Origin of the sequence: Thalassotalea piscium (assembly GCF_030295935.1) — a bacterium.
GTDB lineage: Bacteria > Pseudomonadota > Gammaproteobacteria > Enterobacterales > Alteromonadaceae > Thalassotalea_B > Thalassotalea_B piscium.
On the sequence record NZ_AP027362.1, the window covers coordinates 3,015,981 to 3,028,867 of the forward strand.

10 protein-coding genes and 1 pseudogene are annotated in these 12,887 nt (G+C 36.7%); 5 read left to right on the forward strand and 6 right to left on the reverse strand.

The genetic code is table 11. The features are described from left to right. Window positions 1-11: 11 nt before the first annotated feature. On the reverse strand, window positions 12-680 hold the full coding sequence (locus tag QUD79_RS13265) for a type 2 periplasmic-binding domain-containing protein (protein WP_286288616.1): 669 nt from the start codon (window positions 678-680) through the stop codon (window positions 12-14). Between the two features lie 217 nt (window positions 681-897). Continuing rightward, window positions 898-1,935: an NAD(P)/FAD-dependent oxidoreductase gene (locus QUD79_RS13270; protein ID WP_184421225.1), complete on the reverse strand. Its 1,038-nt coding sequence runs from the start codon at window positions 1,933-1,935 to the stop codon at window positions 898-900. A 671-nt stretch (window positions 1,936-2,606) separates the two neighbouring features. Between QUD79_RS13270 and QUD79_RS13275 the strand changes: the two genes are divergently transcribed. After that, entirely contained in the window at window positions 2,607-3,041 is a 435-nt protein-coding gene (locus tag QUD79_RS13275; RefSeq protein WP_184421223.1) for an RrF2 family transcriptional regulator, read from the forward strand. Between the two features lie 45 nt (window positions 3,042-3,086). On the opposite strand, the gene QUD79_RS13280 is transcribed toward QUD79_RS13275, so the two are convergent. The 3 genes from QUD79_RS13280 to QUD79_RS13290 form a co-directional block, all read right to left on the reverse strand. Further along, complete coding sequence (locus tag QUD79_RS13280) at window positions 3,087-3,587, reverse strand: pilin (RefSeq protein WP_281401776.1); 501 nt, start codon at window positions 3,585-3,587, stop codon at window positions 3,087-3,089. Then, window positions 3,584-4,423 carry a hypothetical protein gene (locus QUD79_RS13285; protein ID WP_184421221.1) on the reverse strand — a complete coding sequence of 280 codons (840 nt, stop codon included), beginning with the start codon at window positions 4,421-4,423 and terminating at the stop codon, window positions 3,584-3,586. The genes QUD79_RS13280 and QUD79_RS13285 overlap by 4 nt, the downstream gene beginning before the upstream one ends. A 310-nt stretch (window positions 4,424-4,733) precedes the next feature. Next, window positions 4,734-5,120, reverse strand: coding sequence for a Cd(II)/Pb(II)-responsive transcriptional regulator (locus QUD79_RS13290; RefSeq protein WP_184421219.1), 387 nt, complete (start codon window positions 5,118-5,120; stop codon window positions 4,734-4,736). Between the two features lie 77 nt (window positions 5,121-5,197). On the opposite strand from QUD79_RS13290, the gene QUD79_RS13295 reads away from it, so the two are divergent. After that, window positions 5,198-5,800, forward strand: coding sequence for a cation efflux transmembrane domain-containing protein (locus QUD79_RS13295; protein ID WP_184421217.1), 603 nt, complete (start codon window positions 5,198-5,200; stop codon window positions 5,798-5,800). A gap of 107 nt (window positions 5,801-5,907) precedes the next feature. Here QUD79_RS13295 and QUD79_RS13300 read toward each other — a convergent pair. Next, window positions 5,908-6,447, reverse strand: a pseudogene (locus QUD79_RS13300) (PhoH family protein); the annotation flags it as partial. A 111-nt stretch (window positions 6,448-6,558) separates the two neighbouring features. Between QUD79_RS13300 and QUD79_RS13305 the strand changes: the two are divergent. The 3 genes from QUD79_RS13305 to QUD79_RS13315 are packed head-to-tail and all read left to right on the forward strand — an operon-like array spanning window position 6,559 to window position 12,887. After that, window positions 6,559-9,831 (forward strand): hypothetical protein, encoded by a 3,273-nt coding sequence (locus QUD79_RS13305; protein WP_184421215.1) that lies wholly within the window; start codon window positions 6,559-6,561, stop codon window positions 9,829-9,831. Then, entirely contained in the window at window positions 9,821-12,190 is a 2,370-nt protein-coding gene (locus QUD79_RS13310) for a hypothetical protein (RefSeq protein ID WP_184421212.1), read from the forward strand. The genes QUD79_RS13305 and QUD79_RS13310 overlap by 11 nt, the downstream gene beginning before the upstream one ends. Beyond that, window positions 12,183-12,887 carry a hypothetical protein gene (locus tag QUD79_RS13315; protein ID WP_184421210.1) on the forward strand — a complete coding sequence of 235 codons (705 nt, stop codon included), beginning with the start codon at window positions 12,183-12,185 and terminating at the stop codon, window positions 12,885-12,887. Before QUD79_RS13310 ends, QUD79_RS13315 begins: the two co-directional genes overlap by 8 nt.

The following is a 12,887-nucleotide window of genomic DNA, read 5'->3' on the forward strand; positions in this document are numbered from 1 at the left end:
ATTGCACAGCTTTAATCCTTAAGGGGAATAGATTCTATTAAAGGTTTTAACTGTTCACACTGTTTATTAAAATATATATCGATTTGTGTTTCAAAAAAATAAGACGATGAAAATTGCAATCTATTTTTTTCAGCTAATTCATTAAACGCTATATTATCAATCATCGCATAATCAACTTTGCCCGACAAAACCATATCAATGGCTTCTACAACCGACTCTACATAGTTAATAGAAATATTTTCACTTTTTAATCTATTAATAAAATCTGATTTATCGCTTGATCTTAACAAACTAATAGAGTGTGATTTCAGTTCTGAGATAGACTGCCAAAAAAACTCAACTGGCTGGTGTAAACGCGCTAAGCCAATTCGCACATTTTCTTCACTTAATGTATACCTTATTATATTTTCGCTAGGCGGTGGCGGATAAAAGCTAGCGCACCAACGCCCTGAGTAAACAAGTTTATTAGCTCTAGCTGGAGGATAAAATAAAGGCACCCAAGAAAAATTTGAAGTTAATTTATTTTTGTTTAGCAGTTCAATCGATGTGCCATAATTCTTTTTTGATAATGTTAGAAATGGAGGATACTCTACTGCAATAACGTCAACCTTAGTTTGTGCAAACAAATTGACGCTATATAACATAGAAATAAGAATGATAGATATTCTGGTTATTAGCATAGTCCTTCTCGCTTAATAAATGATATTAGGCTCTATTGAATTTTCGTTTACAGTGGAATATAAAATGAAAGTTCAACAGGCCATTGACTATCATACGTAAATTCTGCGAAATTAGGAGCGTTTTTTTATCACTAGTGCCAACAGTCTGCAGTAGAATCTTTAATCAAATTACAACACCCTATAATTAAAGAATAAAAGGCTGTAACACCCAACCAATTTAATCAACTAGCATCTCCTCAGGGTTAATCAATTTATGCAATATAGGGCTTGTCGTTGTATAAAGCGTTGCAACGCGTTTAGATGTATCCATAGATTGTTTTATAGCAAATGCCGCTAATGCCGCCTCATGAAAACCACTCAGTATTAGCTTTCTTTTCCCTGGGTAATAATTAATATCTCCAACCGCATAAATACCAGGAACTGACGTTTGAAACTTCTCTGTATCAACACAAACTTGATGATGATTCATGGCTAAATGCCAGTTTGCTATTGGTCCAATTTTAGGTGACAAACCAAAAAACACTAATAAGTGATCAAGCTCAACAGTGCGTTTAATACCCGACGATTGAACTATGATCTTACTCAGCAATCCGTCCTCTTGCTGATAATCGACAACTTGACCGCTTAAAAACTGCATTTCATAGTTATCACACAACTGCTCCATTTTAACTACACTCGCTTTAGCCGCCCTAAAGTTACTACTTCTATGGATTAACAATACGCTTTTTGCAATAGGCTGTAGCGTCAACGCCCAGTCAAATGCACTATCGCCACCACCTAAAATTACAACATTTTTGTTTGCGAATCGGTTTTTATCTTTAACGCTATAAAAAAGCTGTTTATTTTCAAAAACTTCAACACCTTTTACTTTTAGGCGCACTGGTTCAAATGCACCACTACCAGCAGCAATAATAACGGCTCGACATTCAACCACCACAGACTTATCTGTTTTAACATAAAACAAATCGTCTCTTACTTTCTCAATATCAATCACTTTTTGTGACAGTAAATACTCTGGCTTAAAAGGTGATGCTTGTTTTGCTAAGTCATTAACAATTGATTGGGCTGAAGCCATAGGAATTGCAGGAATATCATAAATAGGTTTTTCCGGATACAACTGCGAACACTGACCACCAATTTCTGGAACACTATCAATTACAATCGCCTTAAGCCCTTGTAAACCTAATTCAAATACTTGAAATAGCCCAACCGGCCCAGCACCAATAATAACAACGTCTGTTGCTCGTTTATTCATATTTTTTCTTCCTTAATCAATTACTAAATCTAACAAACATAAGATACATTTAATATGTACTTTATGTTATACCTACTATATGATGCATGTCAAATGTATATTAAAGATAAGTAATTATGATTATCATTAAAAAATGATTAGGATCTGTTGATCTTTCAGTTTATAGCTCTGTTGCATTTGAAAAAGATGACAGTCGAGGCACTTAATGTAATGTTTGGTTGTTCCAAATGCACATTAAGTAACAAAGAGTGACGCTTTTTCAAGGCAACCCAAAGGGCTATGACTATTTTTCAACCTAACATCGTTAAAAGTGGTTAAAGTACGACTGCACGGATGCAGAAGGTAGAGCGACGCAGGATGCCAAAGCCGAGAATGACTACATTGCACCATTTTCGCCTTGTTATCTTAAAAAATAGTCTATAGCAGAGGCTAAAATGAAAGATCAACAGACCCTAACCTTTTAACAGAATTAAAGGTCAATGCAGGTACAAAGTTCGAAACACAAAGGCTATTAATTAGTTATTCTCTGCATGACTACCAAGAATCAAACTTAGAAAACTATCTGTCAGGTGGTTGTCTTAACAATATTTATTAAACTAAGATCAAGATGGCTTAATCGCTAACGTTAAAGCCAGCCTACTTGATCAAATAAACGAGATACAGGAAGCATAATGCAACTCACCCGTCATACTGATTACGGTATTAGAATTTTAATGTATTTAGCACTATTACCCGCTAACGAGCGCGCGAGTATTGATGCTATAAGCGAGATCTATAACATTTCAAGAAATAACGTGAACAAAATAGTACATCAACTCGGTAAAGCCAAGGTTATAGAAACCAGACGAGGTAAAGGCGGTGGTTTTTATTTGAGCAAGGCCCCCAAGCACATAAATATTGGCGATATTGTAATGTTACTTGAGAGTACATTAGAGGTGGTTGACTGCCAAAAACAGCAATGTTTAGTATTACCTTCATGTAAGTTTAAACAAATACTTAACAGTGCAACTAATGCATTTCTTGAGGTACTAAAAGAGTACACGTTAGCCGATTTAGTCAAGGATTCAAAAAGTGATTTAACCACTATTTTAAAAATATCTGTCTAAGTTCGCACTAAGTTATTTTATAAGCCTATTCAAGATAAGAACCTGTTAAGTGCAGTCGCCAGCAAGCATTTCTATCGTTAAATTGGTTTTATTGTCACCAATTGCCTTCATCCCTTTTACTGGTTTTGAATACCCACACAACCAAGAGATTGGACTTAACGGGCTTCCTTCTACTACCGCAGGCCTAAAGGTTAGTATTTTTCCTTGTAGCGGCTGCGGAACTTTATTACCCAACGTAATATGAAAAGCGCCATTAACCACCTCTACTCGGGTAATTTTGTTAGAAATTAGCTTATCAGGTAAAGGTAAACCTACCTCTTTATTATTAATTGGAAAACTTAAGTGCTCACCATAATATTCAGTTATCGGCTGTCTGATATTACCTGCATAAGAGTATGCCTCAACCACATGTGCTTTAATGGTGTAGGTTTGATATTGCGGTAATGCTACTGCAGCCAAGATACTAATAATAGATACCACTATCATTAATTCAATTAGTGTAAATCCTTTTACCTTATTCAGTGATTTTTTCATTAACTTTGTCATTGGATAATAGCTCCGAGCTTAAAGATTGGGTCATAAACTTGTAAAATATAAAAGGCAATGGCTAACGTCAAAACCGTATAAAATATGGTAAGCATTCGTTTAGCTTGCTGTTGTATTATCATTTCTAGTTGTTCTGAGTGATGTGCAAATAGTGAACTAAGCTCTACAGATTCATCAAGCCCCATGTTGTTCACAGCATTTAGTTGGTCGCTAAAGTCATCATCAGCGCTATTTTTACTAAACGAGCATTTAATAATTTTGTTTAACTTAATAATTTCGTTCAGCGCTTTTTGGGGAATAAAGAACGTTATTTTATTACTTGGTAGTTTAATAATAAACTTGTCTATGTTTTTAACGTATTTTCGAAATAAAAATGTAGCGATTAAAGTAAACGCTGCAGATATTAACCCTAGGCCCCAAACAAATGGCATTAATTCAAAAGTATTGCTGCCAATACTTGGATATTGTTGAACAAGGCTAGAAAAAACAGGGAAGACAAACGCCTTATAAATAGAAATAAAAACAATAAAAACGACGGAAATAGCTTCTAAATAACCTAATTTGGCCATGATAGATTTATATACTTTTGACGAGGTTAAACTTTCAGCGAGATCAATCGAAGATAGAATGGTTAATGCCCTTTGAGCATCTTCCCTACTAGAAAGATTCAATACTTTATCAAATAATTCTTTTTGTATGCTGGTTAAATCGTTTTTAGCATATAAAGTCGTTAAATTAGACTGTTCAAATAACTGACTGGTTTGATTAAGTGTTTGGCCTTCATTAATTTTTTGAAGAAAAAACCTGCATTTGAAGTGAAATTGCTTCCAACTCATAAGTCCCTGCTATTTTATTTATATTCCACCCATAAACTTTACATTCAATAGCATTTTATATCAATTATACCAGTTTCATTAATTATGTGATCTATTTTATACGCAGTAAAAACAGTCAAATACAAGGCATTTATTTTCATAACTAGTTGTTCTAATTATAAAATAAATAACGTAGTAGTTGATTGTTTTAGCCAGTAGAAATGATCACATAGTTAGTGAGATTGGTATTACCTGCGCTAAGTTGTTAGCTGACAACACAAACCTATGAAAGCGACAGATATATACCCGCTCCACTCAAAAGACTAGGTTATTATTGTTTCAAACTTTTCAATATTTCACATTCACCTACACTATCATTTGGGCAAGACACAGCTAGAGAGTGTAAGGTTTTTTCGAGTAAGGTAAGTTCATTAATGGTTTTTCGGACATTATCTAATTGTTGCTCGATCATTAAATCTACTTCTTTGCAGGAAGAACTATTATCCGATTGAGCACTAATTAACATTTTAATTTGCTCAAGGGGTATTTGCAGTTCGCGACATCGTCGAATAAAAATCAAACGCTCTACATCTGCCTCGGTGTAATCTCTATAACCATTAGCGCAACGCTTAGCTTTTGGCAATAGACCAACATCTTCATAATAACGAATTGTTTTACTAACAACGCGAGTTAATTTAGCCAGCTGACTTATTTTCAAAATACTTGACCTTCCACTTACAGTAACGTTTATGATGACTTAAATCGATAACCTATTCAACTTAAGTAATATCTACTATGCCAAACTGTTGTGCCACTGAAGCAAAAAATACTAGCCAGAGAAAGTTATTATGGATAGTACTGATACTAAACCTCACCATGTTTATCGTCGAGTTTATTGCAGGTTGGTTGGCAAACTCTAGCGGGTTACTTGCTGACTCGTTAGATATGCTCGCAGATGCTGCAGTTTATTCACTGAGCTTATATGCCGTTGGCAAAAGCCTACTTTATAAAGGTCGTGCAGCATTAACCAATGGTTACTTACAATTATCACTTGGCTTACTGGTGTTAGTTGATGTGGCAAGACGAATATGGTTTGGCAGCGAACCTCAATCTGAGTTAATGTTTTCCGTGGGTTTTATCGCCCTTATTGTTAATATTACTTGCTTTGTTTTATTATTTAAATTTAGACAAGGCGACGTTAATTTAAAAGCCAGTTGGATTTGCTCCCGCAATGATATGCTTGCCAATATTGGGGTATTGTTATCAGCGTTTTTAGTTGCACGATTAAACACCGCTTGGCCAGATTGGGCTATAGGCAGCATTATTGCCGTTATTGTGATCCATTCAAGCGTATCAATCATTAAAGAGGCAACAGCGTCAATTAAAAAAGCACAATAATCCAAGTTATATAAATAAAAGCCCTAACCCAACTAGGGCCTAATAAATACTAACGCTATACATTAACTTTAGCTCAGGCTACACAGTGTTCATAACTCACTGTGCACTTATAAATTTTCTTCCGCAAAGGCAGCTAATTTACTACGTACAACACCATTAAGATTAACAGTAGTACTTCCAGGAAAGTCTTTAAAACGCTCAACAATATAAGTTAACCCTGATGTTAAAGCGTTTAAATAATTACTGTCAATTTGTGCTAAGTTGCCTGAACAAACAATTTTAGTCCCTTCGCCGCAGCGAGTAATAATTGTTTTTAACTGAGATGCCGTTAAGTTTTGACACTCATCAAGCAATACAAAAGCATTTTGAATACTTCTACCGCGCATAAAATTAACCGACTTAAACTGAATGTTCGCTTTGTCCATTATATAGTTCAAGATGCCTTTCATGTTTTCGTCTTGCTTATGCAGTACTTCTAAAGAATCTGTTATTGCAGCTAGCCAAGGCGCCATTTTTTCTTCTTCCGTACCGGGTAAAAAGCCTATTGATTCGGCAATCTCAGGTGTGCTTCTAGTAACAATAATTTTATCATAAAGCCCTCTTTCAACCACTTGTTCAAGGGCCGATGCTAATGCTAATAAGGTTTTAAGGTATTATAAATTAAAAATAGACACACCGACCGACCGATTAAATGCTATTATTTACGTTCATTTATCTAAAAGTCGATATAAATTTTAAGGTATACCTAAATTAGCCCCATGAAAAACTATAAAAATAAAAGCATCCTCAACATCGACAATACAATTTTCCAAAGCTTAGCCCCAAAAAGCAGCTTTTTACAACATTGTTTAATCAGCTCAAAATGGGATGATGAAAACGAAAAAACCTCATCTCTTGCGCATTACAATTTACGATTAGCGATATCAAAGTTACTGCAACTGATAAATACTGACGAAGAAGAGCACCAAGCATTAATCCATTTATTAGTGAGTAAACCAGAGACTATAACCATCAAAGATCTTATCCAAGGTTACAAGTCAGTTGAGCTAGCATTAGTAAACAGCTTTCCTTTGAGCAGAGCCAAAAGCTACAGCACCGCAGTCAGAAACTTTTTCAATTCATTCAGTGCCCCCATAGAAAATGGATTTAATGCGACAGAATTAGCATATGAAACACTATTATCAACAAATGTAGACTTTAAAAAAAATCCTAACATCGATCTTTTTACCATTGATGTAAAAAATAAGATTAAGTTTACCGTTATTGATCCCGACACTTTGCCAAATCTATTTGTTAAAGACTCGGTTTTACACGATCTTCTGATCAATTTAGAAAACGCTTCAAAAGAACAGCCCTTTGAATACTCCGTCATCGCAGGCTTCAAAAAGTTGTTACGCGAAATTGATCAGTGGCCTGAAAATTCTGAAATAAAGATTTTGCTTAACAAGCCATTAAAAAAATTAACACCAACAGGAGTTAACGAGGCGCTAATCGATTTTGAGAAAAACTTACATAAGGCTTTACCAAATAGAAAGTTGAATCAGCTAAGTACACTGTTTAGACAGAAGCTCTTTGATCATGGACTAACTGCTCCTGAACTAAATAAAGCGAAAGACCTTTTCAAAACCAACTTTAACAGCTCAGGTCAGTTAAAGTTTAAGCCACTGTTTAAAATACAATGTAAAAACTATGAGCACATTGTTGATTCATTCCAACTACCATCCATCCTGCCGTTGGAAGGTGTAGGCGAGAATTGTTTTAATCAGCTCGAAAAAATATCAGAAACCAGCGCTGTCGATACGGGCAACGTAACTGACCTAATAGAAATCTTGATGCTGATTCAGCAAGAGGGATATAGTGACGCGAGATTATTATTAGCTAAAAAGCCCGAAGACTTGATTGCTTATAATGTTTCCAAAGGCTTAATAGAACTAGAGTCATTAATCACCGAACATTTCCCAAATAAGAAGCAAGAAAAGCTGCAACTCATTCGTGACTTTCTCAACCTATGCGAAACCCCAACTAAAAGTGGAAGGTTACTAAAAGATTTTGAGATTGATTCGACTATTAATCCAAAAGACAAAATTAACACTATGGCTTTTCAAGGTTATTCCAAAGCTAACGGTAAAAAGTATGATGTCACTGTAAAGTTTAACCTTACTAAGTTAGCGCCATTGTTAAAGCCAAATAGCGTTCTGGTTACAGCATTGAACAACCTACAAACTCACACAGCGACCACGCCAATGCCTGCCCCATCGTTATCTGATATAGAGCGAACTTTGGGCTATGTCATAGATACCTCATTAGAGTCGGCACAAATCAAGCATATCCTTACCAGCCCCTTGTCTGAATTAGAACAGCGAGATTTCAGGTTGGGTTTTGCTCAACTTGAAGACATCATCGATGAGCAGGATATACAATTAAAGGCTCCTAGAAGCCAAGGTCTACGCACATTCTTAAGTAATCACGCGGGTAAAATCAACGGCCTGATTGATATAAAAAACTGTGGTTTTAATTCTCGGTTTAGTGCTTCTGACGAAATGAATGCTCAAAAGCTAATTGAGCCTGTTGATGAAAATGGTGATGTTTTACCCAGCCCTATTCAAAATCAACAACAATCGCTATCAGAGTTAAGAAAAAATGTACAAGCGTACTTTGAAAAGCCAATTAACCAGATACTAAATGCGTGTAAGAAAGAAGTTGAATGTTATAAACAGCTTGTATCTACTTTTAACACTTATACGGAAAAAGACGAAAATGGGGTTCACATCAAAGATATCCCAGAAGACGTTACTGCTCTAGTTAAAGATAATCAGGTTGACGAAGGTCGGTTTATTTTAAAGTCACAAGTGAGTGCCATTAGAAAAGAATTTACAACTGAAGTTGTGATGGGAGCTTACCTTCGGCACCAACTATCCATTGGCACATCAGACTCAACTTACTGCTCTCAAAAATCTGAGTTAATCCCAACTTATGTGAAACACTGGTTTCCCAACTCAAGTACAGGTATGAGAGATTTTTTTTGGTCAGGCATATTTTTGCCAAAAAATGTTCTTCTTATGTGCTTTATTAGATTAGTTATCAGAACCACTTGGAATAAAGATGTAATAGCTACGTTGACTCGTGCAAATTTGCCGGAGCAAATACCAGAAGGGCCTTTTGTACTTGCTGGCTTCAAAGAAAAAGTAGGTAAAGAGACTACGCCTGTTACGATTGAGCCACATGAAAAAGAAATTCGTGAGGTGATCAGCTTTCTTATCCAGCATCATGACAACATGGTACGAATGGGCTTTCACCCAGAAAGTATTTGGGATACTCCGGGTTCGACAAAGCTAAATTTCCTATCGGCAGGTGTTATCGACAGGCTACGTGATCACTACACCCTACCGTATTTTCGGATGGAGTTATTAGCCAAACATCAAATGAATCTTAGAAAAGGTATCGACGGTAGCTTGGTTAATTCACAACGAGAGCGGAATCATGCAACCAGTAGAGTAACTTCTGCTTATCTAACGCACCCTATCGCCGTGATTGAATATGAAGCCAACAATGCAGATTTTCAGCGAAAATTTGAGACAACCGTTCAGTTTAGACATAAAGAAGCATCAATAGAGAAATACGGCTTAGATCGTAGCAACATTGACGAGGATTTGATCGTAGCACCAGCGGATCATAAAGAAGAATTGCCAGATTGGTTCATTTTAGCAGACGGTTCATCTTGCACAGATATCTTCGCTGCTGTTGATAAATCTAAGCAAGATAGCATTTGTAAAGGTCGAAAATGCCATTCAGGAGAAGGTTGCGAGTTCAATCGCGTTGAACTGGGGGTTGATGAATTTGTACGAACCCTGCGACATCAAGCTTATTACATAGCACGTGGTGAGGTGCTGTTGGCAAAGCATGGTAGAGAATATTTTGATGAGTATATTGCACCAGACATGCGATTTACGTTTGGTTTAGTGAAGTATGTAGAGCTATCCAATCCTCTAATGTTCAAAGACGCTAAAGGGAGATTAGAAAATGAACAGTAATCTTAAGTACCAATTCTTAGAAGATATTAAGCCAGAAGACATACTGGAAGAGCATGACGATCTACTTTTAGAAAATGCAAAACTGTTGCAAGTTACAGATGAAAAACTCGCTATTGAAGGTACAGTGTTACATTATCATGCAAAGATAACTGGTGCTAAAGCCAATGAAACGGTATTGCAAAAAGGATCTGTAGATCTGCGTGATATATGGATTCCCGGTGCTGCGGGGTGGCAGCACCCAGTGCCTATTTTGGTTTACCCTGACTATGCCAAGGCACTTGTTGAAATCATCGATATCTATGCAAACAGAGCTAAACATACGCCGACATTTGTAAAAACTGGGGTAATGTCGCAAGTTAACGTTGCAGCGCAATTCATTGAATATATGTGCTTACATGGTCATCTCGTACTAAATGGAGTAAATCAAAAGCAAATCGATAAGATGAAAGTAACGCTCAAAGAAGGTGGTATTCCAGCAACACTAGCCTTGCATGAACGAGTTAATTCATTTGTCGATTTGTTAATCGAGAATGACGAACTAGAGCCATTTTTAATCAAAGACGGTAATAACGAAAACTCTAAAGTAACGAGTATAAGAGTACCTAAGATTGCCCAATGTATCGGTGCGGTTAGTCTTGAAAATCAAGTTCCAACTAGTGTTTACCAAAAAGTAACAGAACACCTAAAATCAAAGGGAGTTAAAGTCGGTGCTCGTTTAGCATCCAAAGGCGCACCTGCACCTTCTCAACCAGCCGTTAAATCTTTAAATAACTGGTTTGGTACTTGGAATAGGTTTGCAAAACTAGATAATGAAGATCGGATGCAGTTTATTCCTTTTCCTAACCCTAACCAGCTTTCTAAAAAACTAGGTAAAGTAGCTGGTCGCACGAAAAATTTGGATTTAGAGCATGTTGTTGATCTATTGGGCGGTTCACACCTTTGGGTATATGAATACTCCTCAAAAATAATCTCTTTGGTGAATGAGATTACCAGCTTAAAAAACCAATATCTTGATGAAGGGCTTCGTCATCGAACACTGACTGAAGGTAGATTTCCTGAGTTTTTAGTTAGCTCTAAAAAAGTTAAGGAGCTTGAAAAACTGCTAGGCATTGAAATCCATAAATCGAGTTTAACCGCTTCAGATAAAGACTCTAAGGCGTTCTCTGTAACCGAGGTAATCACGTTATTGATGACCGCATGTTATGTCATATTGCAGACTTACAACGCAAGAAGACAAGCCGAAATCCAGCACCCTCTTATTGGTATTACGGAAGAGTTCTTCCGCTGCAAAGATAAAAAATTCAATTGGTATCAGGCATGCTTTTATAACGAAAAAAATGGTGAGCGCCGTTGGTACACAACTAATAACGGTAGCACTAAAGCAATTCAATGTTTAATCAAATTGAAAAAAGCATGGGCCGCTGTTGATGTTGACGGTTTATTTAATGTGCCAACTTTTCGAATTGATGAACAAGGTAACTTCAAACACTATAAATATCATTTTAATAAGGGTAAAGATTCAAAGATCACTGGCAACGCCTTCTTAAAAATGATGCTAGGTGATGCTGAAGTGGACATGTCAAGCCACCCATTCAGACGTATCTACGCTGTTATTTACCATTATCAGTATAAAAACGCAGACTTACTGGCATTATGTCACCAGCTAGGACATGTTGATCCCGAAGAAACAACTGTTTATGTGACGGAGCCTGCCGCTAGAGAAACGCATGAGCAACTTCATCATAAAACCAAGCTGACTCGAAATGAGAAAGCTGAATCAACCGTTGCGATAAAAGAAGAAAATAAGGCTCTAGATAAAATCATTGCTGAAGTAGGTGTTGAAACAACGGCAAAAGATATTCTGACTCTACTTATGGGCACCGAAGAAATGGCAGGTAAATATACTTCTTATTTGAAAAAGGTTTACCGCGTTTTACAAAAGAGTGTCAGGTTCAACAACTATACCAAAGACAAGTACGGTAAAGGCTTTAGCGAATTACCTGACGAAGAAAAAAGTAATGAAATGGCTCAAGTGCTGGATGCTAGAGGCCACAAACACAAACCTAAACCACATGCTACTTGCCATAAAAAAGAGGGAGAAGCTAAAAAGCATAAGGCACCTTGTGAACCATCTGTGTGTAAAGGCTGTGCATACCAAGAAGTAAAACGAACCCAGCTTGATATTATGAAAGAAGACTTAATCGCGCTAAAGGCAGTCCAAGCTGATTATTTGACGCTCCCTGTTGAACGTATGCGAGCTAAGGAACAAAGCGCTAATTTAGAGATTTTAATTGAAAGCCATGAACGCACAATGAAAAGAAGTAAGAGTATTTTCCAAGGGGAGCAACCTAATGGCTAAGACAAATCAAACCCAAGACCCTCAACAAAAAGAAGCCTTTGAGCGCATTGAGAGAAAAGTAGAAATACTTGAAAAGTGGGCAGCCAATGGAATCCCCTTTGTACTTGTTAATGGCAATAGACAGATTGATGACAAGGGAAAGTACGTTCTTGAATTCTTCCCTACCAGCCCTACAGGACTTAGAAAGTGGAATGGTAAACAAAATAGCAAAGATGTTGTTAAGCAATATGATATTCCGCCATATACAACATCTGCAAAGTCTCTGGATGCAATACCAACGGGCTTAAAACTCAGAATTTATGGCGACGATAATAAACTTAACCTTTGGGAGAGGCTGAAATTTAAGGCCAAGCTGCAAAGCAACGCTAAAGAAAAGAATGCTCTGCAAGAGCTAGAGGAAGAGCTAAAAATATCTGAAGCTAATCATCAGGGATTAGCGTATGAATTAATTGAACTTCGAGTGACTAACAAACACTTGGAAGAAGAAAACAGCACGTTAGAAAACCAGATTGAAAGTGTCCGGTTGTCTATAAAATCACAGCTTGATCTAAAGAAAAAACAACTTAAGCAGTCTGATCTAAAGAACAAGCAACTTAGCATCGAAAATGCAAAGCTAAAAAAGCTTTTAGATGAACATGGTATCGACTACGAAATTGCTGACGAGAGCACCTCTATTATTGATTTTCCGGGGAAGTAA